Source organism: Actinotalea subterranea (assembly GCF_008364845.1).
GTDB lineage: Bacteria > Actinomycetota > Actinomycetes > Actinomycetales > Cellulomonadaceae > Actinotalea > Actinotalea subterranea.
This window is the reverse complement of sequence record NZ_VTTP01000002.1, coordinates 278,525-301,966: the sequence shown is the minus strand read 5'-3', so window position 1 is coordinate 301,966 and position 23,442 is coordinate 278,525. Positions and strand designations below refer to the sequence as shown.

Sequence of the window (23,442 nt, the reverse complement as noted above, 5' to 3'; positions counted from 1 at the left end):
GGTCTGATGGGGGGGCGACGCGATGCCGTCGGCAGCACATCGGATCGGTTTACCTACGCAAGCGTAACCTGCGGATGCCGAAAGGGACAGAGGTCCTACCGACCGACGGCCGGCGTGTCCGCACGGACCACACGGATCGCCCGGACGGCCGCCGCCGAGAGGCTCACGGGCGCGGTGAGCAGCGTGTCGAGCCCCACGCCCGCGGCGGTGCACTCGCGCAGCACCTCGGGGTCCTCGTCGGACACGCGCGCGACCCGCCCCCGCTCGCCCGGCGCCAGCTCGACCAGGGGCACCGCGTCGGGGCGCCGGACCGTCCCGTCCGCGGCCGGGACCGGGTCGCCGTGCGGGTCGCGCACCGGTCGCCCGAGCCGTGCGTCGACGCGCTCGACGAACACGTCGGAGACGGCGTGCTCGAGCACCTCGGCCTCGTCGTGGACCTCGTCCCAGCCGTACCCGAGGTGCTCGACGAGCCAGGTCTCGATGAGCCGGTGCCGGCGCACGGTCGCGAGCGCGAGGGCCTGGCCGTCCGGCGTCAGGCTCACCCCTCCGTAGCGCTCGTGCTCGACCCAGCCGCGCGCCACGAGGCGGGCGACGGTCTCCGAGACGGTCGGCGCGCCGACGCCCAGACGCTCCGCGAGCACCGAGGTGGTCACGGGGCCCGGCGACCACTCCTGCAGGGTCCACACGAGCTTGAGGTAGTCCTGCGCGACGGCCGTGAGACCGGGCTCCCGCCGGCCGCCGGGCGTCCTCGCGGGGGTCATCGCACCCGCTCCCGGCGGCGGGCCACGACGTAGGCGACCGCGAACGCGAGCCCCTGGAAGACGACGACGAGCCCGGCGCTCGCCGCGTCGAGGAGGTAGCTCGTCCAGATCCCCGCGACGGCGCAGACGGTCGCGACCAGCGGTGCCACGACGAGCATGCGCTCGATGCGGTCGGTGAGCAGGAACGCCGTCGCCCCCGGCGTGATGAGCATCGCGACCGCGAGGACCACACCCACGGCCTGCAGGGCGACGACGACCGCGAGTGCGAGCAGGAGCAGCAGCATCGCGCCGATGCGCCGCACGGGCAGCCCGACGACGTGCGCGTGCACCCGGTCGAACGCGTACAGCGTGATGTCCCGACGGCGCGCCACCAGGACGGCGAGCGCGACCGCCGCGAGCACGACGACCTGCACGATGTCGGCGTCGGACACCCCCAGGACGTTGCCGAAGAGGATGTGCGACAGGTCGACCTGGCTGGGGGTCGTCGAGACGAGCACGACACCCACCGCGAACGCCGTCGTGAAGACGACGCCGATGGCCGTGTCCTCCTTGAGCCGCGTCGTCTCCCGCACGGCGCCGATCAGCCCGACGGCGCCGAGTCCGAACACGAGCGCGCCGACGGCGAACGGCGCCCCCACGAGGTACGACAGGACGACGCCGGGGAGCACGGCGTGCGAGACCGCGTCACCCATGAGCGACCAGCCGATGAGGACGAGCCAGCAGCTGAGGACCGCCGCGACCACCCCGGCGAGCACCGTCACGAGCAGGGCGCGCTGCATGAACTCGAACTGCCACGGCTCGACGAGGACCTCCCACCAGGTCATGGCGCCTCCCGGGTCATGCCTCGGCCCGCGCGTCGAGCCCGAAGGTCCGTGCGAGGTTCTCGGGTGTGACGACGTCCGCCGTCGGACCCTGGGCGAGGACCCGGCGGTGCAGCAGCACCGACGTCTCGCACAGCTCCGGGAGCGTCGCGAGGTCGTGCGTCGAGAGCAGCACCGTGCAGCCGTCGTCGACGAGCCCGCGCAGCACGGCGGTGATCGCGGCCTCGGAGACCACGTCGAGGCCGGTGAACGGCTCGTCGAGGAGGAGGACGCGCGCCTCCTGGGCCAGGGCGCGCGCCAGGAGCACGCGCTGGCGCTGACCGCCGGACAGGCGACCGATCTGCCGGCCGGCGAGATCCGCGAGGCCGACGCGGGTGAGCGCCTCGTCGACGGCCGCGCGGTCCACCGGACGCGTGCGCCGCCGACGGCCCATACGGTGGTAGCGCCCCATGAGGACGACGTCGTCGACCGTGACCGGGAAGTCCCGGTCCACGTCGTCGACCTGCGGCACGTAGCCGACCAGGCCGCCCGCGCGAGCGGCGTCAGGCGTCCCGCCGAGGACGGCGACGGACCCCGCGTCGGGCCGGACCAGCCCGACGACCGCCTTGAGCAGCGTCGACTTGCCCGAGCCGTTCATGCCGACGAGGCCGCACGCCTGCCCCTGCGCGACCTGCACCGTCACGTCCTCGAGCGCGACGACGTCGCGGTAGCGGACGGTCAGGCCCCGGACGTCCAGGGCGGGCTCGCTCACGACGCCTCCTCGCCCGTCAGCCCGGCGACGACGACGTCCGCGTCGTGGCGCAGGAGGTCGAGGTAGGTCGGCACGGGGCCGTCCGGCTCGGACAGCGAGTCGACGTAGAGCACGCCGGCGAACCGCGCACCCGTCTCGCGTGCGACCTGCCGCTGCGCCGTCGCCGACACGGTCGACTCGCAGAACACTGCCGGGACCTGTGCGGCGCGCACGGCCCGGATGACGTCGGCGACCTGCCGGGGCGTCCCCTGCCGCTCGGCGTTGACGGGCCACAGGTACGCCTCGGCGAGGCCGGCGTCCCGCGCGAGGTAGGAGAAGGCGCCCTCGCACGTGACCAGCAGGCGGTGGGCCTCGGGCAGCCCCTCGAGCCGTTCGGTCAGGTCGGTCCGGATGGCCTCGATCTGCGCCGCGTAGGCGGTGGCCCGCTCCTCGTAGGCGGCTGCGTGGGCCGGGTCCAGGTCCGCGAGCGCGTCGGCGATGGCACCGACGTACCGGACCCCGAGGTCGGGCGACATCCACAGGTGCGGGTTCAGCGGGGCGTGGTCGGTCCCGGGCGAGCCGGTCCCCGAGGCGCCGGCTCGCGTGCCCTGCGTCGGCAGGTGATCCACGTCGACCTCGTCGGCGAGCTCGACCGTCGGCAGGTCGAGCGGCTCGACGAGGGCCTCGAGCCATGCCTCGAGCCCGAGGCCGTTCGCCAGGAGCAGGTCGGCGCCGGCGGCCCGCCGGAGGTCGTCCGGGGTGGGCTCGTAGCCGTGGATCTCCATGCCGACGCCGGTGATCGACTCGACGTGCGCGTCCGGGCCCGCGACGGCGCCGGCCATGTCCGCGAGCACCGTGAACGTGGTCAGGACGACGGGCCGCCCGTCGTCGGGACGCGCGGCGGCCGGGGTCGCGCAGGCCGCGCACGTGGCTGTGGCCGCGGCCAGGACCGCCGCACCGGCGCGGCGGCAGGCGCGCGCACCCGGCGGCGCGACGTGGAGCCAGAAGTTCGGCACACCGAACTGTAGGCCGAGCGCCTCACGGGCGCCACGGGTCGGTCAGCGGGTCAGAACGAGCAGGAGCTCGATCGCGCCCGACGGCTCGACGGTGACGAACCCCAGGTCGGGCGCGTCGAGGCCGTAGTCCTCGAGGGTGACCGGCACCTGCCCGACGACCTCGACGCCCGTCGGGGTGCGCTGCACCTCGAGCGCGACCTGGACGGGCTGCGTCACGCCGTGGAACGTCAGCGAGCCCTCTGCGGTGACGGTGACCGTCCCGAGGGCGGTCGCGACCGCGGACACGTCTGCGGGTGCGGTGAGCTCGAACGTCGCCTCGGGGTACGTCGTCGTGTCGAGCGCGCGCCGGAAGTACGCGTCACGGGCGGACTCGTCCGTCGTGATCGACGCGACGTCCACCACGACGCGCGCCTGGGTCAACGCGCCGTTCTCGATCTGGACGGTCCCCGTGACCCCGTCGGTGCGGCCCGCGACGGTGACCTGCTCGCCGGAGAGCACCTCTCCCAGCCGGTAGCCGGCGAGCGACCCCTCGCCGACCTGCCAGGCGCCCTCGACGTCCGTGGACGCCGGGACGCTCTGCGCCTCGCTGTCCGCACCCGGCGTGGCGGTCGGGCTGCTCAGCGCCAGGGGGTCACGCGCCTCGGGCATGACGACGCGCGCGTACAGCCACGGGCCGCCGACGACCGCGCCGACGGCGACCACGACGACCACGAGGGTCGTGACGAGCCAGCGGCGCCGGTGCTCCGGGGGCAGGGTGCTGCCGTGCCGTGCGGTGTCGTTCATCCGCTCGCCGTCCGACGGATGCGCACGACGGCGGCGACCGCGCCGACGGCGAGGACGGTGATCCCGGCGACGAGCCAGCCACCGGCGTCGGAGCGTGGGAGGTCGACGTCGGGCGTGTCCGTCGCCGGGCTGCTCGACGGCTCAGCGCTGGGCGCGGCGGTCTGCCCGTCGGTCTGCTCGGGGCTGCGGCCGCTCGTCGCCTCGTCAGTCGCCCCGCTCGCGGCGGGCGTCGTGCTCGGCTCGGCGCTCACCGCTGCGGCCGCGGCGTCGGCGACGCCCGCGACCGTGAACGTGTACGCCCCTTCGACGGGGTGCCCGTCGCCCGAGACGGACCGCCAGGTGACCGTGTACTCGCCCGCAGGCATGCCCGGCAGGAGCGCCTGCGTGACCACGGACCCCGCGACGACCGGCGTTCCGTCACCCCACGCAGCACCCGCTCCCGTGACCTCGACGACAGCGCCCACCGCGAGCTGGTCCGCCGAGAACGTGAGCTGGACCTGCGTCGGCGGCGCGTCGAGGGCAGCGGACGCGGCGGGCTCCGTACCGAGGAGCGTGTCGTGAGCGGCGGCGGGCGACGGCGACGCGAGGAGGAGGACCGCGCCGACCAGCGGCGTCAGGACGGCCGTCGCGAGCACGGGCGCGAGCGTCGCGATCGCCCGGGCACGCCTGCTCCGTGGCTCTCGCACACCGCTCCTTCCTCGTCCCGCGGCCGCGGCGAGCACCCACCCGCCCGTGGTCGCGCCGTCGTCGGGGGCGACGGCGGGACAACGTTACGCTGCCCGACCGGGTTCCCGGGAACCGGCACCACGGCGGTTCACTGCGGCTCGTCGGGTCCGGGCACGTCCTCGCGCGTCGGGCTCGGCCACGGGACCGCGAGGCCGACGCCGACCGAGCCGTCCGGGTGGATGCGCACGAGCCGCTGGTCCACGAACTCGCGCGCGTCCGGGTCGAAGCGGAGCACCGTGATCTCGGCGACGCCGTTGAGCGGCCCGATCGTCGCCTGGCCCAGGGCCGCGCCGGCCGTGCTCGTGCTCACGTACCGGACTCCTTCGCCGACCGGGACGGGGCCGACCCGACGGTGCAGGTGCCCGGAGATCTGGGCGGGTGCGCACCCGCGGTCCAGCGTCGCGTTGCCGACGTTCGGGTTGTGCACGAGCAGGAGGTCGACGCCGTCCTCCTCGGCGCAGGCGACGTCGGCGAGGCGGCGGCCCGCGTCGGCGACCGTCTCCTCGCCGACCGGGAGGGTGCCGATGCCCACGCGTGTCGCGTTCGGGTCGGAGTCGCCGAGGACCCGGATCCCCGCGACCTCGACGACACCACCGTCCAGGACGCGGGCACCTGCGGCACGCTCCTGCTCGGCGGTCTGGACGCTGTCGTGGTTGCCGTCCGCGATGACGAGCGGCACCCCGGAGGGCACGGCGTCGGCGAAGGCGCTCACGCAGTAGGACTCGACGGCCGTCCCGTTGACGGTCGAGTCGCCCGCGTTGAGCACCACGTCCGCGCCAGCCAGCCCGACGACGCTGCGGATCACCCTGGCCATGCCCACGTTGCAGTGCAGGTCGCTCACCACCACGACGGTCACCGGCTCGGAGGCCTCCTCGTCCGCGCTCCCGTCAGCCCCCGCCTCGTCCTCCGCGTCGGTGCCGGAGGTCGTGCCGGGCGTGCTGGACGAGCCCGTGCCGGTGGGCGCGCCCGTCGCGGACCCACGCGCGGCGTCGCTGCCCGTCCCGGCGCCGTCCTCGCCCTGCTCCCCACCCGCGCCCTGCTCCCCCGCGTCGTCGCCGTCAGCCGCGTCACCCGGGTCACCTGGGTCCGGCGGCTGCGTGTCACCTGCGGTCGGGCGACCCGTGGGGCTCGCGGACGCCGTGCGGGACGCCTCGAGCGCCGCCTCGGCCTGCGCCCGCTCGTCCCACGACGCCTCGAGCGCGGTCACGGCCCCGTCGTAGAAGGCCTCGTTCTCGCGGTAGGCGTCGACGACGTAGCCGCCGTAGGTGTCGATCACGCCCGCGAGGCGTCCGGTGATGCGGGCGCCCTCAAGCGGCGTCCCGTCGAACACGGCCGAGGCGGACGTCGCGCCGGACCGGTCCTGCGCACCGGGCTCGCTCGCGGTCAGCGTGCTGGCCAGGGCGAGACCCACCACCAGAGAACCTGTGACGACCGGTCGGTAGGGCGCGACGGCGGCGCTCAGCTCGGCGCGACGCGCGCCCCCGAGCAGGGCGCGGCTGCCCCACACGGCGAGCGCGAGGAGGACCGCGGCCAGGAGCGTGCGCCGGGCGGCGTCGGCCAGCAGCGAGCGGACGGCGACGTCGAGCGCAGCCTCGGGCCCGCTGAAGAACTGGACGTACCCCTGGAGGTCCTCGCCGAGCGCGGCAAGCGTGTCGACCTGCTCGACGGCGGTGACCTCGCGCGGGATCTCCTGGACGACGACGCGCGCGCCGAGCGTCAGCGGGAGCGGCGAGTCGATGACGAGCGTCCCCAGGGGGCCGAGGTCGACGGTGATCTCGTGGTCGAGCGTGACGTCGTACCGGGCGACGTGGGGACCGAGGCTCGCCTCCGCGGACGCTGTCGCCACGCCCCAGCACGCCGCGGGGACGAGGATCGCGAGGCCGAGCGCGACACGTCGGAGGATGGCGCGGGCCACGCTCTCCGGCCGGCTCCCGCCACCACCCGCTGCCGTCCGGCCGCGGAACGCGCGCAGGCCACCGGCGGACCGCCGGACCATCCGGGCCCAGGCCCGCCCGCGAGGCTCGGGGCGCGGGTCGGGGGGCATGATCTCCAGCGTGGCCCATCCGCGGACCTGGGACCAGCGGTGAGGTCGTGGCCCAGCACGGCTCCGCGGCACCGCGTTCGCCCAGAGCGAAACGCCCGGCGCTCGCGGCCCACGCCGCGTGGCAGGGCCCTCTGCTCGGGCCCGAGCGGGCCCGACGCTGCGCTACGCGGGCTCGGTGTACCGGTCGAGCGGCTCGAGCACGTCCTGCTCGTCCCCGGGCCGCGCCGGCGGGTGGGGCTCGGCCGGCGCGCCCGTCCGCCCTCGCATCAGGACCTCCGCGGCGTGGTCCGCGAGCGCGAAGCCCGCCGATCCGTACAGGTGGAACACCGCGTCGGCGCCGTGCCGCTGGAGCTCGGCGACGTCGTCGTCGTACCGCGCGACGGCTGCGACGCGGCCCGTGAACCCCGCGGCCTGGAGACGCGCCAGGGCGATCAGGTTGGCGTTGTGGAACGGCATCGCGAGGACCGCCACCTGGACCCGGCCGGCCCGCTGGACCCGGGTCCAGAACTCGAGGTCGGTCGCGTCGGCCCGCACGACCTCGAACCCCTCGTCCTCGAGCGCCTGCACGCGGGTCCGGTCGTGCTCGACCCCGACCACCGACAGCCCGTACTCGTCCCGCAGGCGCGCGTAGGTCGAGGCGCCGACACGGCCGAGACCCAGGACGAGCGCGTCGGCGGCTCCCACGTCGACGAGCCGGTCGTCGGGGTGCAGGCGGTCGCTGTCCCGCGCGGGCAGGAGCCGGGACAGCCGTGTCGCGTGCTCGACGCCGCGCCGGTTGACGACGGACGACAGGACGAAGCTGAAGGCGACCGCGAGGGAGATCACCACGACCCACTGCTCGTCGAGCAGACCGCTGGTCGCTCCCACGGCCGCGACGATGATGCCGAACTCGGAGTAGTTGGAGAGCACGAGGCCCGCCAGGAACGAGGTCCGCCGTCGCAGCCGCATGAGCCACAGCACGAGCGCGTAGGCGCCGACCTGGAACGGCAGGACGAGCAGGAGGATCAGCGCCAGGCCGACCTCGAGCAGGTGGGGTGTCCCGTGCAGCCCGATCTGCACGAAGAACGCCACGAGCATGAGGTCCTTGAACGTCATCAGGGACCGGGACAGCTCGCCCGCCTGCGGGTGCGTCGAGAGCAGCACGCCGACGACGAGGGCCCCGACGTCGCCCGAGATCCCGACGAGCTCGAACAGCCCGTACCCGAGCACCACGGCCACGGCCACGCCGAACAGCGCCTGGAGCTCGCCGTGCCCGACGCGGTCCCACACCCGGTGCAGCACCCAGGACGCCGGGAGGAGCAGGACCAGCAGCAGCGCCCAGGGGCTCGGCGGCTCGCCGCTGGACAGGGACAGGAACACGACGGCCGCGACGTCCTGCATGACCAGCACTCCGACGGCGATGCGGCCGTAGAGCGAGGTGGTGTCGGAGCGGTCGTCGAGCACCTTGACGACGAAGACCGTCGAGGAGAAGGAGAGCGCGAACCCGACGAGCGCGAGGGCGCTGAACGACTCGTCGGCGACGTATCCGAAGCCGACCACGGCCAGGACACCGAGGAACCCGAGCGCGACGGCCACGCTCACGGCCATGTGCACGACGGTGGTGAGCCAGACCTCGCGGCGCAGGAGCGTGCGCACGTCGAGCTTGAGGCCGATGGCGAAGAGCAGGAGGACGACGCCGAGCTCAGCGACCGGCTCGAGGTACGGCGGGGGCGACGCTCCCCCGGCTCCCAGCGCGAACCCGGCGACGAGGAACCCGACGAGCGGCGGCAGGCGCAGCAGGACCGCCAGGAGGCCGCCCAGCAGCGCGGCCCCGAGGTAGAGCGCCACTGCTGCCACGGCGTTCCTCTCGCGTCGGCGCGGGTGGTCCGCTCCCCATTCTGCCCGCTACGAGGATCGCGCCGTGCGCCGCCCGACGACGGTCTGGACATCCAGGGCGTGCGTTCGACACCGTTGACGCCTGCACCGAGCGGCACCGCACCGCCGACGCGGCCGGGACGGCCGCCGCGCCCACCGACCGGACGGAGAACGCACATGTCGTTCCAGGCCTACCTCGACACGATCGAGGCCAGGACGGGTCTCACACCGCGCCAGCTCCTGGCCCAGGCGACCGAGCGCGGGTTCGGCCCCGGCACCAAGGCCGGCCCGATCGTGGAGTGGCTCAAGGAGGAGCACGACCTGGGACGGGGCCACGCGATGGCCATGGTCCACGTCATCACCAAGGGCGATCGCATCAGCGCCACGCACGTCGGCTCGGACGGTACGCACGCCGACGCGACGGACCGCCTCTGGCTCGACGGCAAGGCGTCGATGCCCAAGGACTGGTGAGCCTGCGCGCCCAGGCGCTCCGGGGAGCCCGGCGCGGGGACGCGGGTCTCAGCGGCGGCCCGCGCGGCCCAGCAGCCAGAGGAAGTAGGGCGTGCCGACCAGCGCCGTGACGAGGCCGGCGGGCAGCTGGGTGGGGGCCGCGGCCGTGCGCCCGACGGTGTCGGCGACGAGCACGAGCGTCGCCCCGAGGAGCGCGGCGAGCGGCACGGCCACGCGGTGCCGCCTGCCGACGAGCGCCCGCGCGGCGTGCGGGGCGACCAGCCCCACGAACCCGACGAGCCCGACGGCCGCGACGGCGACGCCGGTGAGCAGCACCGCCGCGCCGAGCAGGGTCGCGCGCGCCCGCCCCGGCGCGAGGCCGAGCACCCGGGGGGTGTCCTCGTCCAGCGAGACGAGGTCCATGCTCCGGTGCTGCACCCACACGAGGGGCACGAGCACGAGGCAGCCGAGCGCGAGCGGCACGAGGTGCTCGTAGGTGCGCCCGTAGGTCGACCCCGCGAGCCACGTCAGGGCCTTCGCGGCATTGAACGGGTCGGTCGTCACGACGAGCACCGTGACGAGGGCCGTGGTGACGTAGCCGATGCCCAGGCCGACGAGGACGAACGTGTCGGAGGCCAGGCCACGCCGCGCGACGAGCGCGAAGAGCAGCGCGGACGCGGCGAGCGCCCCGAGGCCGGCAGCGCCTGCCAGCGCCCAGAACCCGGCGAGCGGCACGAACGTCACGACGAGCACCGCGCCCACGGACGCGCCCCCCGCGACGCCGATGATCCCCGGGTCGGCGAGCGGGTTGCGTGCGGCCGCCTGCACGGCGGCTCCCGCGACGGCGAGGGCGGCTCCCGCGAGCACGGCGGCGACGACGCGTGGCACCCGGGTGCCGAGCACCCCGCTGACCAGCGGCCCGGCGTCGCCGCTGAGCCAGACGGCCACGTCACCGAGGAGCAGCACCCGGTCGCCGAGCAGGACGGCCGCGACGGCCGCGGCCACGAGGACCGCCGCCGCGACGGCGACGACCACCCCGCGATGCCGCACGCCGACACCCGTCACGGGCAGCGAGGCGACCGCGCCGCCGAGGCTGCGCGAGCGCAGGCGCAGGGCGACCGCCACGACGACGGCCCCACCGAGCAGGGCGGTGATCGTCCCCGTGGGCACCATGACGGACGCCTGCGGGCCGATGAGGGCGCGCAGCCCGGCGTCGGCGGCGAGCACGAGGACCGTCGCGGCGAGCCCGGAGGCGGGAAGCAGTGCGCGGTGCCGGTGCAGGCCGGGCACCCAGGGCACGAGCAGCCGCACGAGCGCGGGCGCCGCGAGGCCCACGAAGTCGAGCGGGCCGGTCGTCGCGACCGCCGTCGCCGCCAGGAGCACCGCGGTGACCAGCGCGACCAGGCGCGCTCGACGCACGGGTACGCCGAGGGTGGCGGCGTGGTCGTCGCCGAGGGCGAGCAGGTCGAGGCGGCGCGCCTGGAGCAGGGCGAGCACCAGGCCGGCGACGACGAGCGGCAGCGCCCAGCGCACCGTCCCCATCCCGTTCTGACCGAGCGACCCGGCCGACCACGCGATGAGCCCCCGGGCCTCCATCGGGCGCAGGATGATCAGCGCCGTCGTGACGGACGCCATCGCCATCGCGAGCGCCGTCCCGCCGAGGACGAGGCGGGTGCCCGCGGCGGTCGGCGTCCCGCCGGAGAGGGCGAGCACGGCACCCGCCGCGAGCAGGCCGCCGACGAACGCGACCGCGACGTCGCCGGCGAACGCGATCGGCAGCCCGACGACGGACGCGACGCTCAGCGCGAGGTACGCACCGCTGTTCACCGCGAGGGTGTCGGGCGACGCGAGCGGGTTCCGGGTGATCGACTGAAGGGTCGCGCCGGCCGCGCCGAGCGCGAGGCCTGCGACGAGGGCCGCCGCGAGCCGCGGCACCCGCGACTCGAGCACGACGGCCGTCGCCAGGCTCGCGTCGTCCAGGTCCCCGGTCAGCCAGGCGAGCAGGTCGTCCGCGCCGACGTCGGAGGTGCCCTGCGTCAGGTGCCACACCGCCAGCGGGACCAGCGCGGCCAGGAGGCCGCAGACCAGCAGCGTCAGCCGGAGGCCGGGGCGACCCGCGCGCCCGTCCGGCACCTCGACGAGGGTGCCGGACGGGCGCGCAGGCGCCCGGGTGAGGGATGCGGCCACGGTGGTCAGCCGGCCGCGGCGACCGCGCCCTCGACGATCCGCAGCATGGACTCGGGGCCGCCGAACATCCAGATGCCCTCGTCGAAGGCGACCGCCGAGGAGGCGAACGGCAGCGCGGTCCAGACGGCGTTCTGGGCGAGGGCCCCGGCGAAGACGTCGGAGCTGGCCTCGGACGTGCCCGGGTACCAGAAGCGGGTGTCGGCAGGCAGGTGGGCCAGCGTCTCCACGTCCACCTGGCCCAGGCCGTAGTCCTCGTCGCTCTCCAGATCGGGCACCGCGGACCAGGCGTCGGCGAACCCGAGGTCGGCGAGCACGCCGCCGACGAGGGAGCCGGCCGTGTAGGGCCGGATCACGACGGCCTCACCCGTGTCGTACCCGTCTGCGAAGGCCACCTGGACGCCGGAGACGTCGCCGAGCTCCTCGCGGGCCGCGGCCACGGCGTCGTCGTACTCCGCACGCAGCTCCGCGGCCCGGTCCTGGGTGCCGGTCACCTCGGCGACGAGGTCGAGGTTGGCGAACATCGCGCCGACGGGGTCCGACGCGTCGCCGCCGGGCACGACGACGACCGGGATCTGCGCCTCGATCTGCTCGATCGCGCCCTCGACCAGGGAGTCGGTGACGAAGAGGACGTCGAGGTCGAGCGCGGCGAGGCTGTCGATGCTCGGCTCTCCGCGGCTGCCGATGTCGGTCACGTCGTCCGGCAGCGTGACGGTGCTGTCCCACGTGGTGAAGCCCTCGACGTCGGCGACGCCCACGGGCGGCGCGCCGAGCGAGACGAGGTACTCGGCGACGTTCCACTCGGTGACGGCGACGCGCTCGGCCGGGCCGTCCAGCGTCACCTCGACCCCGCGGGCGTCGGTCACGGTCACGGGGCCGGCGTCGCCGTCGCTCCCGGCCGTGGCGGGTGACGCGTCCGTCGCCGGGCTCTCCGTGGTGCCGCAGGCGGCGAGCGCCAGGGCGAGCGCGACGGCGAGCGGGGCGCCGGCTGCGCGGGACGTGATCCTCATCGGGTCTCCTCGTGGGAAGGGGTGGGGGCGGGGGCGACCGGCGTGGCAGGGGCCTGCCGGGAGCGGTGGTGGTGGCGTGCCGTGGCGCGGGTGCGCAGCAGGCCGGTGGTCGGGTCGCGGTGCACCTCGACCGGGACCCCGTAGGCGGCGCTGAGGTGCTCGGCGGTGAGCACCGCCTCCGGCGGTCCCGCGGCCACGACCCGGCCGTCGACGAGCAGCAGGACCTCGTCGGCGACCGCGGCCGCCTGGTCGAGGTCGTGCAGCACGAGCCCGACGGCGATGCCGTGCTCGTCCGCGAGGTCTCGGACGATGTCGAGCAGCTCGGCCTGGTAGCGCAGGTCGAGGAACGTGGTCGGCTCGTCGAGCAGGAGCAGCGGCGTGTCCTGCGCGAGGCACGCGGCCAGCCACACCCGCTGGAGCTGGCCGCCGGACAGCCCGTCGACCGGCCGTTCCGCGAGGTCGCTCACGCCGGTGAGCTCCATCGCCCAGGTGACGGCCCGGGGGCCGTCGGGGTCGTCGGTGCGCCAGCGGCCACGGTGCGGGTGCCGCCCGTACTCGACGAGCTCGCCGACGGTGACGCCGCCCGGCGTGGGCCGGCTCTGCGAGAGGAGGGTGAGGCGCCGTGCGAGCTCTCGCCGGCCCAGGGCGTCGAGGGAGGCCCGCGCGCCGTCCGCGCCCACGCCGACGTCGCCGCCCCGGCGCGGGTGCAGGGCCGCGAGCGTGCGCAGGAGCGTCGACTTGCCGCTGCCGTTGGGCCCGATGAGCACTGTGACGCGCCCGTCGACGAGGGACAGGTCCGCCTCGTGGACGACTGTGGTCGAGCCGTAGCCGGCGCTGACACCCGTCGCGATGAGACGTGGGCTTCCAGAGGCGGGCATGGTGCTTAAGGTAAGGCTTCCCTAACCACCACCTGGTGCGGGCGTCCGCATGTCGAGACATCTCCGGCCAAGCGCTGCTCTCCCCCCGGCGCCTCGACGCGCGCCACGACCGCGCTGACCTCGCCCTGAGCGCCCACGCGCGGCGGTCCACGAGCGCTGCCGCCCCCGCCCACGCCCCCTGGCGCGCCGCGCCGCCCTTGCCCGGGCAGACGAAAGAGGCGGGACATCGACCGACGATGTCCCGCCTCTTCACCGGTGGAGCTGAGGGGACTCGAACCCCTGACCCCCTGCATGCCATGCAGGTGCGCTACCAGCTGCGCCACAGCCCCATCACCCCGAAGGGCTCGTGCAGTCTAGGCGAACCCGGGCCCCGAGAGCCAATCCGCGTCGCCGTGACCGCCGCCACACGGGTCACCCCGGTGCCGCCCTGGCTCAGGCGCGCATCGCGTCGGCCGTGCTGCTCGGCATGGCGTCGACGGGCACGCCCGCGTTCCAGTCCTCGACCGCGACCGCGGGACCGAGGTTGTGCGCCTCGATGTACCAGGCCGACCCGATGTTGCGTGAGCTCCCGCGCAGCAGCGTCCAGTGCGCGTTGTGCAGGCCACCCAGCCCCCGCCAGGCCGCCGGGTCCAGCCCCAGGAGCGCGACGAGGCCGAGGGTGATCGCCGCACCGTGGGACACGACCACGAGGGTGTCGTCCTCGCCGAGCGCCGCAGCCTGCTCGGACAGCGCGGTCACCATGCGCTCGGCCACCGTCGCCCTCGTCTCGGCGCCCGCGCGCTCCGGGTCGCGGCCCGCACGCCACGTCCGGTACGCCTCCGGCCACCGCTCCGCGATCTCGTCGGCCGTGAGGCCCTCCCACTCCCCGAAGCTGCGCTCACGCAGGCGCGGGTCGACAGCCACCTCGAGGCCGACGACGTCGGCGAGGGCCTGTGCCGTCGCGACGGCGCGCCCCAGGTCCGAGCTGACGATGCGCGTGGGCCGGTGGCGCTGCGCGAGGTGCTGAGCGGCCTCGGTGACCTGCCACCGACCGACGGCGTCGAGCGGGATGTCCGTGTGCCCCTGGAGGCGGGCGGCGGCGTTGTACTCGGTGCGCCCGTGCCGCCACAGGATGACGGCGCGGGCCGTCATGCGTCGGCCTGGCCGTCGCCGCCCCGCGCGTCCTCGGGCAGCTCGATGACCGGGCAGTCCGACCAGAGGCGCTCGAGCGCGTAGTAGACGCGGTCGTCCGCGTGCTGCACGTGCACCACGACGTCGCCGAAGTCGAGCAGCACCCAGTGGGCCTCGCGGACACCTTCCCGGCGGATGGCCTTGACGCCCTGCTTGTGCAGCGCCTCCTCGACCGCGTCGACGATCGCCGACACCTGACGTTCGTTGGTCGCCGACGCGATGAGGAAGACGTCCGTCAGGACGAGCCTCTCGCTCACGTCGAGGGCGATGATCTCCTGGGCCTTGAGACCGGACGCCGCACGGGCGGCTGCCAGTGCGATGTCCAGTGCGCGGTCGGTGGCGGGCACAGATCCCCTGTCGTCGTTCGGGTGGTGGTCACGGTGGTGCTCTGCGTCGCCCGGCTCTGCCGGGCAGGTCGTGGGTCGGCGGTCCTGCCCGGTCACGTCCGTGGGCCGGGCGCGGGTTCAGGTCACCGCGTCGGCGTCGTCGTCCTCGAGCGCCGGGGCGGACGACGTCGGGTGGACGTCCGCCGCAGCACCCGCCGTCTCGTCGGGCGGGTCGTTGGTCACGACCATGAAGATGAGCATGCCGAGGACGAACGCCACCAGCACGAGCACGATCATGTGGAGCCACGTGTAGGGATGACGCACCTCGGTGACGTCCTGACCTGGGTCCGCCTCGACGGCCTCGGCTGCCCCCGCCGCGTGCACCGCGTCGGCCGCCGCCTCGGGCGTCGCGAGCGGCGTCGGGCTCCAGGCCGTCGTCGTGGCCGGGGCGACGTGCCCCCACGTGGGCACGGGCGTCTCGGTGGGCACGGGCGTCTCGGTGGGCACGGGCGTCTCGGTGGGCACGGGTGCGTCGGCAGTGACGGTGCCGGCTCGTCCCTCCGCGACGGCTGTCCCACGGGCGGAGCCCGACGGCGCGGACCCCGCACCGCCCGTCGCCGCGGACACCGGGGCGCCCGGGCGGGGCATCGAGACCGACCCGAACGTCTGGCCCACGCGCGGGACACGGTTCGCCGGGACGACGACGGCTCCGCCCGCGCCCGGCGCGGGTGCGACGGCGTCGGCGGCCCAGGGGCGGACCAGCGGCGCCTCCGCGTCGTCGTCGCCGTGCGGGATGCGCGGCGCGGGCACCTGCTGCGGGCGGGACTGCGACGGCTGCTGCCAGGCGGGCATGGCCTGCGTGGCGGCCTGCGGCGACGGCGTCGGGCGCGCGCCGCCCTGCTGGCTGACGGGGCGGCCCGGTGCACCGACCTCGGGCCGGGACGTGTGCTGGCCCGGGCCGGCGGCGTCGGCGCGCGCGCCGGAGGTCGCGTCCGGACGCGGCGCCTGGGTCTGCGAGGCCGGGGCCGACGCGTGCGGGGCCCCCGCGTACGAGCCGGGCGTCGGGCCCGGCCCGGTCGGACGCTCGCCGGGGACGGGCTGGGTCGGGTACGGCCACGCCGCGCCCGCGGGCACGGGCGGGGCCTCGGCGGCACGCACGGCCGGGCTCGGCCCGGCGAACGTGTCCCTGTCGGGGTCACGCTGGCGCCGCGCCTGGGGCGCGGCTGCGCCCGCCCAGCCGTAGCCGCCCGCGTCTCGTCCCGCGCCGTTCTCCCGGGGCCCGGCGGGACGAGCCGCCGGGGTGCCGGGCTCTGGCCGTCGGGCGGACTCACGCGCGGCACGCTCGGCCGCCGCGCGCTCGGCGGCTCCCCGGGGGTCCGAGCCCGAGGGCCTGTCCTGCTCGGTGCGCGCCGACGCCGCGCGCTGCGCCTGCGCCCGCTCCGCGTTGAGACGCGCGGCCTCCTCGCGTTCGGCCTGGGCGCGCGCCGCCTGCGCCCGGACCGCCGCGGCCCGCGCCTGGGGAGACAGGAGCGAGGGCCCGTCCTCTGACGGGGCACCGGCCGTCGACGGCCGGACCGCCGGTCGTGAACCCGCCGGGGCCCGCCCGGCCGATCCGGGTGCGCCGGTCGGAGGTGCGCCGGTGGTCGCGCCTCCCGCTGTGTGCGCGCCGGGCATGCTCTGCCCCGGCGCGGCCGGCTGTGCGGTGGACGGCCTCGCGCCGGCGGGCCCTGCGGTGGTCGGCCGAGCGGCGGTCGACCGAGCGGTGGTCGGCACCGCCGGGGACGAGCCCGCCGTCGGCGATCCCGTCGCAGGCGCCGTCCGGGTGGAGGCCTCCCCCGGCTGAGGTGTGCGCTCGACACCCGAGAGACGCCCACCCGCCACGACGCGCCGGACACCGCCGGTCACGGCCGGCGGCTGCACCTGCGGCGTGCGCCGCTGGGCCCCATCGGGCTCACCACCGCTCGCCTCGCGCAGCGCTCGCCGCGACAGCGGGCGCTGGGGAGTCGGCTGCGGGTCCGTCGCCCCGGCGTCCGGCGAGGCGACGCGCGCCTGGGGCGTCGCGGCGGCCTCACGCGCGGCGTGCGTGCGCGGCGTCGGGGAGGCCGGCACTGACGGCGGCGTCTGCGCCGGCGCGGTCCCACCGCGCGGTGCGGCAGCGTGCGGTGCGGCAGCGTGCGGTGCGGTAGCGCTCTGTGGTGCAGCGCTGCGCGGCGCGGCAGCGTGGGGGGCGGCCCTGCGCGGTGCGGCAGCGTGCGGTGCGGCACTGTGCGGTGCGACGGGCTGGGCTGCGGGCGCGTTCGCCTGCGCGGCCCGTGCCGCCGCGGCGGCCTCGGCCTGCTCACGCAGCTCGCGCCGCGAGGGCTGCCGCGCGGCGGGCGCCGGGCTCGCCGCCGGCGGGGCCGCGTGGCTCACGGGGACGGGACGACCCGGCGAGGGCGGTGCACTCGCCGGCGCGGCGGCCTCGCGCTGCCTCGCCTCGGCCGCCTCCTGGGCCGCGAGCGCTCGGAGGCGCTCCTCCTCGCGGCGTCGACGGCGCTCGCCCCACTCCGTGGGCGACTGCTCAGACATCTTGATGACCTCGATACAGACCGTGCTTCGCGATGTACTGGACGACGCCGTCCGGGACCAGGTACCAGACGGGCTCACCGTGCCGCGCCCGGGCACGGATGTCCGTCGAGGAGATCGCCAGGGCCGGGACCTCGAGCTGCGTGACGGCCTCGGCGGGGATCCGCTCGATGGACAGGGTGTGGCCCGGCCGCGTCACGGCGACGAAGTGGGCCATCGACCACAGGCTGTCGACGTCCTTCCAGGTGAAGATCTGCTGGATGGCGTCGGCGCCGGTGATGAAGAACAGGTCGGCGTCGGGCCGCTCGGTCCTCAGGTCGCGCAGAGTGTCCACGGTGTACGTGAGGCCGGGCCGGTCGATGTCGGCGCGGCTCACCGTGAACCGCGGGTTGGAGGCCGTCGCGATGACCGTCATGAGGTAGCGGTGCTCGGGCGCCGTGACGCCGGGGTGCTGCTTGAGCGACGGGCGCCCCGTCGGTACGAACACGACCTCGTCGAGCCCGAGCTCCGCGGCGGCCTCGCTCGCGGCGACCAGGTGGCCGTGGTGGATGGGGTCGAACGTTCCGCCCATCACCCCGATCCTGGGCCGTTGCTGGGTCATCCGCTGCGTTCCTCCGGGCTGCACGTGGCGGGTCGTTCCTCCTGGACGTCGGTCAGTGGCGCAGTCCGACGCTGCGGAAGGCATACGTCGCGGCCAGCAGGACCATGAGCGCCCCGAAGGCGGCGAGGCCGACTCCGACCGGCGGGATGGCGAGGGTCGCGGCCTCGGCGGACTCCTCGGCGGCGAGCAGGACAGCGTGCACGTCGACCTCCTGGGCTCTCGTCTCACCGCGTGCGCGGGCGGGCACAGCGGTCCTCCAGTGTCGCACGTCCCGCGGGTCGACCCGTCGGCGGCACGACGGCCGTACGGGTGAGTTGCCACGGCCACGGGGCCCGTCGTGACCCCCTCACGCGGCCGCGGGCGCGGCCGGCGCGGGTTCAGGCGCGGATCTGGCCCTCGCCGTGCACCACCCACTGCGTCGTCGTCAGCTCCGGCAGGCCCATGGGCCCGCGCGCGTGCATCTTCTGCGTCGAGATGCCGATCTCGGCACCGAGGCCGAACTGCCCGCCGTCCGTGAAACGCGTGGAGGCGTTGACGATGACGGCGGCCGAGTCCACGTCCGCGACGAACCGCTCGGACGAGGCGAGGTCACGCGTGACGATCGCCTCGGTGTGGCCTGACGACCACGTGCGGATGTGCTCGACGGCCTGGTCGATGTCGTCGACGACGCGCACCGCGAGGTCGAGCGACAGGTACTCCGTCGCCCAGTCGACGTCGGTCGCGGGCACCACTGCCACGTCCGCCGGCGCGAGGGCGGCAGTCCGCTCGTCGCCGTGGATCACGACGCCGGCTGCGGAGAGCGCGGCGAGCGCCGACGGCAGGAAGCCCGGCGCGGCGTCGGCGTGGACCAGGAGCGTCTCGGCCGCGTTGCACACGCCGACGCGCTGCGTCTTGGAGTTGAGCAGGATCGGCAGGGCCATCGCCGGGTCCGCGCTCGCGTCGACGTAGACGTGGCAGTTCCCGACGCCCGTCTCGACGACAGGGACGGTGGCCTCGCGCACCACCGTCTGGATGAGGTCCGCACCGCCTCGCGGCACCAGCAGGTCGACGAGCCCGCGTGCGTGCATGAGCGCGACGGCCCCGGGCCTGCCGTAGGAGTCGATCGACTGCACGGCGTCGGCCGGGAGCCCGACGGACTCGAGCGCGGCGGCCAGGACGCCCACGATGACCGTGTTCGAGCCGGACGCTGCGGACCCGCCGCGGAGGATCGCCGCGTTCCCGCTCTTGAGGGCCAGCCCTGCGGCGTCCACCGTCACGTTCGGCCGTGCCTCGTAGATCATGCCGACGACGCCGAGCGGGACCCGCACCTGCCGCAGCCGGAGACCGTTCGGCAGGGTCGAGCCGCGCACGACCTCGCCGACCGGGTCGGGCAGCGCCGCGAGGTCACGGAGCGCCTGCGCGATGGCCCCGATCCGCTGGGGGTCGAGCGCGAGCCGGTCCAGGAGACCGGCCGAGACGCCGTCGGCCTGTCCGCGCTCGAGGTCGACCGCGTTCGCGCTGACGATCTCGGGGGTCGCGGCCACGAGCGCGTCGGCCATGGCGTGCAGGGCGGCGTCCTTGGTGGCCCGGGTCGCACCCGCGAGGACCCGTGCGGCGACCCGGGCGCGTCGCGCGACGGCGCGCACCGCGTCCTCGACGCCGGGCGGAGCGGCGTCGGCGGGCTCCGCGTGCTCGGCGGGCTCGGGTGCGGGGTGCAGGGGGGTCGCCGTGCTCATGGCCGCAGGATAGCTCCGGGCGCGGACACCCCCCGCGGGCGTCCGCCGCCCCGGTCAGACGCTCAGCGGCGCGCGAGCACGAGGTCGTCGCGGTGGACGACCTCCCGGTCGTACCCCTCGCCGAGCTCCTCGCGCAGGTCGTGGGTCGAGCGTCCGAGCAGGCCGGGCAGCTCTCCGGCCGAGAAGGCCACGAGGCCCCGGCCGACGACACCACCGGCCGACGTCACGAGCTCGACCGGGTCACCGGCCTCGAACGCGCCCTCGACCGCCGTGATGCCCGCGGGCAGGAGCGACATGCGGCGGTCGACGACGGCCCGCACGGCGCCGTCGTCCAGCACGAGCCGTCCCTGGGTCGTCGCGGCGTGCGCGAGCCAGAGCATGCGGGTGGACCGGCGCCGGCCGGTCGCCGCGAACCACGTACCGACGGGTTCCCCGGCGAGCGCCTCCGCGGCCTGCTGGGCAGACGTCAGCACGACGGGGATGCCCGACCCGGTCGCGATGGCGACGGACGCGAGCTTCGTGACCATGCCGCCCGTCCCGACGGCGCTCCCCCGCACGCTTACGTCGATGCCGTCGAGGTCCGCGGGGCTGCGCACCTCGCTGATCCGGCGGGCTCCGGGGCGCGAGGGCGGACCGTCGTAGAGCGCGTCGACGTCGGTCAGGAGGACCATCGCGTCGGCCCGGACGAGGTGCGAGACGAGCGCAGCGAGCCTGTCGTTGTCACCGAACCGGATCTCGTCGGTCGCGACCGTGTCGTTCTCGTTGACGATCGGCACGACGCCGAGCCCCAGCAGCCGCTCGAGGGCGCGCTGGGCGTTCCGGTAGTGCCCGCGCCGCACGGTGTCCTCGGCCGTCAGGAGGACCTGTCCGACGCGGATGCCGTGCGCCGCGAAGGCCTGCGTGTAGCGGGCGACGAGCAGGCCCTGGCCGACCGAGGCGGTCGCCTGCGCGGTCGCCAGGTCACGAGGCCGGCTCGTGAGCCCGAGCGGGGCGAGCCCTGCGGCGATCGCGCCCGACGTCACGAGCACCACCTGGCCGCCGGACGCACGGCGCTCGGCGAGGACGCCCACGAGGCGTTGGAGCGCGGGCACGTCGAGGTGGCCGTCGTCGCCCGTGAGGGACGAGGACCCGACCTTGACGACGACCCGCGCCGCCGAGGAGATCAGCGAGCGATCGGTCACACGTCCTTCTCGGGGTCGGTCCAGTGCCCGGCCTCCCGCTCGGTCCACAGCTCGGACCGCGCCTCGGCCTTGGCGTCCATACGTTCCTTGTACTCCTGACGACGGGCCGCGCGTGTGGGGCGCGCCGAGTCCTCGAGCCTCAGGTCCGTGCCGCGCGGACCGCCGAGCAGCTCCGAGCCGGTGAGCAGGGTGGGCTCCCAGTCGAAGACGACGGCGTCGTCCCCCGCGCCGATCACGACCTCCGCACCGGGCGTCGCACCCGCGGCGAACAGCTTCTCCTCGACGCCGAGCCGCGCGAGGCGGTCGGCGAGGTAGCCCACGGCCTCGTCGTTCGAGAACTCGGTCTGGCGCACCCAGCGCTCGGGCTTCTGCCCGCGCACCTCGAACCACACGCGGTCGCCGTTCTCGCGGCGGGTCACGGTGAAGCCGGTGTCGTCGACGGCCTTGGGGCGCAGGACGATCCGTGCGGGCACGACGGAGCGGGCGGCCTCACGCGCCTGGCCGACGAGCTCGGCGAGCGCGAACGTGAGCGGCCGGAGGCCCTCGTGGCTCGCGGCGGAGATCTCGAACACGCGCAGCCCGCGCGCCTCGAGCTCGGGCCGGACGAGCTCGGCGAGGTCACGTGCCTCGGGGACGTCGACCTTGTTGAGCACGACGAGGCGGGGGCGCTCGGTCAGGGGGACCTCGCCGCCGGCGATCTCGAGGTCGCCCGCGTAGGCGGCGAGCTCGGCCTCGATGACGTCGAGGTCGCTGATCGGGTCCCGGTCCGGCTCGAGCGTCGCGCAGTCCAGGACGTGCACCAGCACGGCGCACCGCTCGACGTGCCGCAGGAACTCCAGGCCGAGCCCCTTGCCCTCGCTCGCCCCCGGGATGAGCCCGGGGACGTCGGCGACGGTGTAGCGCGCGGACCCGGCCTGGACGACGCCCAGGTTCGGCACGAGCGTCGTGAAGGGGTAGTCGGCGATCTTGGGCCGCGCGGCGGAGATGGCCGCGACGAGGCTGGACTTCCCGGCGCTCGGGTAGCCGACGAGCGCGACGTCGGCGATCGTCTTGAGCTCGAGCACGACGTCCCGCGTCTCGCCCGGCTCGCCGAGCAGCGCGAACCCGGGGGCCTTGCGGCGCGGCGAGGCGATCGCCGCGTTGCCGAGGCCGCCGCGGCCGCCTGCGGCGATGACGTAGCGGGAGCCCTCGCCCACGAGGTCCGCGAGGACCTCTCCGGTGCTGGACTTCACGACGGTCCCGTCGGGCACCTTGAGCACGAGCTCGTGCCCTGTGGCGCCCTGGCGGTCGTCGCCCATGCCCTGGGTCCCCGACGGCGCGTGCTTGTGCGGCGAGTGGTGGAACTCCAGCAGGGTGGTCACCTGGTGGTCCACCTCGAGGACGACGTCGCCGCCGTCGCCGCCGTTGCCCCCGTCGGGCCCGGCGAGCGGCTTGAACTTCTCGCGGCGGATCGAGGCGCACCCGTTCCCGCCGTCACCGCCGGTCGCGTGCAGGACGACGCGGTCGACGAACGTAGCCACGGCGTGCTCCTCTCTCGGCGTTCATGACAGGTGGGTGCCCCGCAGGACCTGCGGGACGACGAAGGGGCGCACCGATCCGGTGCGCCCCTTCGTGGAGGATGAGATCAGGCGTCGGCCGTCACGATGTCGATGACCTTGCGGCCACGACGGACGCCGAACTGGACGGCACCGGCAGCGAGCGCGAACAGCGTGTCGTCGCCGCCACGGCCCACGTTGACGCCGGGGTGGAAGTGGGTCCCGCGCTGGCGCACGATGATCTCGCCCGCGTTGACGACCTGACCGCCGAAGCGCTTGACGCCGAGGCGCTGCGCGTTGGAGTCGCGGCCGTTCCGCGAGGAGCTGGCGCCCTTCTTGTGTGCCATGACAGACCTGCTTTCGTGCGGTGCGTGAGGAGAGGAGGAGGACTCACCGGCGGCCGCGAGCGGCCGCCTGGCGGGTCACTTGATGCCGGTGACCTTCAGGCGGGTCAGCTTCTGCCGGTGACCCATGCGCTTGCGGTAGCCGGTCTTGTTCTTGTACTTGAGGATGTCGATCTTCGGGCCCTTCTCGTCCCGGACGATCTCCGCGGTGACCGTGATCTTCGCGAGCGCCGCGGCGTCGGAGGTCACCTTCTCCCCGTCGACGAGCAGGAGGGCGGGCAGCTGGACGGTCGAGCCGGTGTCACCGGACAGTCGGTCCACGACGACGACGTCGCCGACCGACACCTTCTCCTGGCGGCCACCAGCCTTGACGATCGCGTACACCACGTTGCTGCTCATCTCTACTCGTACGTCTTCTCGCGTCTGCGACGGGCCTGCGACGGGCCCGGCATTCGGCGCACCGTGACAGGCCTCGATCTGAGGTCCAGGTCTCGGGGCACGTGGGAATGGGGCACGTGGAAGCGGCGCGCACACGGCGCACCGACGTTCCAGAGTACGGAAGCCGACGCCCAACGGTCAAATGGAGCGGCCGCCCCCGCGGGTACCTGATGTCCCGAGGTGTTGCCATCCTACCCGGGCCCCGGGCACGCCCGGGCGCAGGCCCGCCCGACACGCCAGGGGCCGGCCGTCGCGGTGCAGCGACGGCCGGCCCGTGGGACGTGACACGCGTGGGGCGCGCGAGCGCGCC

The 23,442-nt window shown here is 75.4% G+C and carries 22 protein-coding genes and 1 tRNA gene; 1 reads left to right on the top strand and 22 read right to left on the bottom strand.

Annotated elements, in window-relative coordinates:
• Window positions 1–95: 95 nt before the first annotated feature.
• From FZ988_RS04360 to FZ988_RS04325, 8 genes are all read right to left on the bottom strand, one after another.
• Complete coding sequence (locus tag FZ988_RS04360; protein ID WP_149202783.1) at window positions 96–761, bottom strand: metal-dependent transcriptional regulator; 666 nt, start codon at window positions 759–761, stop codon at window positions 96–98.
• Window positions 758–1,585, bottom strand: coding sequence for a metal ABC transporter permease (locus FZ988_RS04355; RefSeq protein WP_149202782.1), 828 nt, complete (start codon window positions 1,583–1,585; stop codon window positions 758–760). Before FZ988_RS04355 ends, FZ988_RS04360 begins: the two co-directional genes overlap by 4 nt.
• Before the next feature lie 13 nt (window positions 1,586–1,598).
• Complete coding sequence (locus FZ988_RS04350; protein WP_149202781.1) at window positions 1,599–2,333, bottom strand: metal ABC transporter ATP-binding protein; 735 nt, start codon at window positions 2,331–2,333, stop codon at window positions 1,599–1,601.
• The gene (locus FZ988_RS04345; RefSeq protein WP_149202780.1) at window positions 2,330–3,328 is read right to left on the bottom strand and encodes a metal ABC transporter solute-binding protein, Zn/Mn family; all 999 of its coding nucleotides are present in this window, start codon (window positions 3,326–3,328) and stop codon (window positions 2,330–2,332) included. Before FZ988_RS04345 ends, FZ988_RS04350 begins: the two co-directional genes overlap by 4 nt.
• Window positions 3,329–3,370: 42 nt before the next feature.
• Window positions 3,371–4,111, bottom strand: coding sequence for a YceI family protein (locus tag FZ988_RS04340; RefSeq protein WP_149202779.1), 741 nt, complete (start codon window positions 4,109–4,111; stop codon window positions 3,371–3,373).
• The gene (locus FZ988_RS04335; protein WP_188078963.1) at window positions 4,108–4,797 is read right to left on the bottom strand and encodes a copper resistance CopC family protein; all 690 of its coding nucleotides are present in this window, start codon (window positions 4,795–4,797) and stop codon (window positions 4,108–4,110) included. The genes FZ988_RS04340 and FZ988_RS04335 overlap by 4 nt, the downstream gene beginning before the upstream one ends.
• 128 nt (window positions 4,798–4,925) lie before the next feature.
• Window positions 4,926–6,881, bottom strand: coding sequence for a metallophosphoesterase (locus FZ988_RS18430; protein ID WP_246169201.1), 1,956 nt, complete (start codon window positions 6,879–6,881; stop codon window positions 4,926–4,928).
• A 162-nt stretch (window positions 6,882–7,043) separates the two neighbouring features.
• Complete coding sequence (locus FZ988_RS04325) at window positions 7,044–8,717, bottom strand: cation:proton antiporter family protein (protein ID WP_149202777.1); 1,674 nt, start codon at window positions 8,715–8,717, stop codon at window positions 7,044–7,046.
• Window positions 8,718–8,912: 195 nt separating this feature from the next.
• Between FZ988_RS04325 and FZ988_RS04320 the strand changes: the two genes are divergently transcribed.
• The gene (locus FZ988_RS04320; RefSeq protein ID WP_149202776.1) at window positions 8,913–9,206 is read left to right on the top strand and encodes a DUF4287 domain-containing protein; all 294 of its coding nucleotides are present in this window, start codon (window positions 8,913–8,915) and stop codon (window positions 9,204–9,206) included.
• 48 nt (window positions 9,207–9,254) lie between these two features.
• On the opposite strand, the gene FZ988_RS04315 is transcribed toward FZ988_RS04320, so the two are convergent.
• The 14 genes from FZ988_RS04315 to rplU form a co-directional block, all read right to left on the bottom strand.
• Entirely contained in the window at window positions 9,255–11,372 is a 2,118-nt protein-coding gene (locus tag FZ988_RS04315) for an iron ABC transporter permease (protein ID WP_246169200.1), read from the bottom strand.
• Between the two features lie 5 nt (window positions 11,373–11,377).
• A complete protein-coding gene (locus FZ988_RS04310) occupies window positions 11,378–12,379 on the bottom strand; it encodes an iron-siderophore ABC transporter substrate-binding protein (protein WP_149202775.1) in 1,002 nt (333 codons plus the stop codon).
• Window positions 12,376–13,257, bottom strand: coding sequence for an ABC transporter ATP-binding protein (locus FZ988_RS04305; RefSeq protein WP_149202774.1), 882 nt, complete (start codon window positions 13,255–13,257; stop codon window positions 12,376–12,378). Before FZ988_RS04305 ends, FZ988_RS04310 begins: the two co-directional genes overlap by 4 nt.
• Before the next feature lie 256 nt (window positions 13,258–13,513).
• Window positions 13,514–13,586 (bottom strand) — tRNA-Ala (locus FZ988_RS04300).
• Between the two features lie 103 nt (window positions 13,587–13,689).
• Entirely contained in the window at window positions 13,690–14,388 is a 699-nt protein-coding gene (locus FZ988_RS04295; protein ID WP_149202773.1) for a histidine phosphatase family protein, read from the bottom strand.
• Window positions 14,385–14,774 (bottom strand): ribosome silencing factor, encoded by a 390-nt coding sequence (gene rsfS, locus FZ988_RS04290; protein WP_149202772.1) that lies wholly within the window; start codon window positions 14,772–14,774, stop codon window positions 14,385–14,387. Before rsfS ends, FZ988_RS04295 begins: the two co-directional genes overlap by 4 nt.
• Before the next feature lie 117 nt (window positions 14,775–14,891).
• On the bottom strand, window positions 14,892–16,427 hold the full coding sequence (locus FZ988_RS04285) for a hypothetical protein (RefSeq protein ID WP_149202771.1): 1,536 nt from the start codon (window positions 16,425–16,427) through the stop codon (window positions 14,892–14,894).
• Between the two features lie 886 nt (window positions 16,428–17,313).
• Window positions 17,314–17,919, bottom strand: a complete 606-nt coding sequence (gene nadD, locus FZ988_RS04280) for a nicotinate-nucleotide adenylyltransferase (RefSeq protein WP_149202770.1) — start codon at window positions 17,917–17,919, stop codon at window positions 17,314–17,316.
• Window positions 17,920–17,971: 52 nt separating this feature from the next.
• Window positions 17,972–18,121 carry a hypothetical protein gene (locus FZ988_RS18425; protein ID WP_188078962.1) on the bottom strand — a complete coding sequence of 50 codons (150 nt, stop codon included), beginning with the start codon at window positions 18,119–18,121 and terminating at the stop codon, window positions 17,972–17,974.
• 175 nt (window positions 18,122–18,296) lie between these two features.
• Window positions 18,297–19,634: a glutamate-5-semialdehyde dehydrogenase gene (locus FZ988_RS04275; protein ID WP_149202769.1), complete on the bottom strand. Its 1,338-nt coding sequence runs from the start codon at window positions 19,632–19,634 to the stop codon at window positions 18,297–18,299.
• A 62-nt stretch (window positions 19,635–19,696) separates the two neighbouring features.
• Window positions 19,697–20,815 carry a glutamate 5-kinase gene (proB, locus tag FZ988_RS04270; protein WP_149202768.1) on the bottom strand — a complete coding sequence of 373 codons (1,119 nt, stop codon included), beginning with the start codon at window positions 20,813–20,815 and terminating at the stop codon, window positions 19,697–19,699.
• Complete coding sequence (obgE, locus tag FZ988_RS04265) at window positions 20,812–22,335, bottom strand: GTPase ObgE (RefSeq protein ID WP_149202767.1); 1,524 nt, start codon at window positions 22,333–22,335, stop codon at window positions 20,812–20,814. The genes proB and obgE overlap by 4 nt, the downstream gene beginning before the upstream one ends.
• A gap of 104 nt (window positions 22,336–22,439) precedes the next feature.
• Window positions 22,440–22,697, bottom strand: coding sequence for a 50S ribosomal protein L27 (gene rpmA / locus FZ988_RS04260; protein ID WP_149202766.1), 258 nt, complete (start codon window positions 22,695–22,697; stop codon window positions 22,440–22,442).
• 75 nt (window positions 22,698–22,772) lie between these two features.
• Window positions 22,773–23,081: a 50S ribosomal protein L21 gene (gene rplU / locus FZ988_RS04255; RefSeq protein ID WP_188078988.1), complete on the bottom strand. Its 309-nt coding sequence runs from the start codon at window positions 23,079–23,081 to the stop codon at window positions 22,773–22,775.
• Window positions 23,082–23,442: the final 361 nt, after the last annotated feature.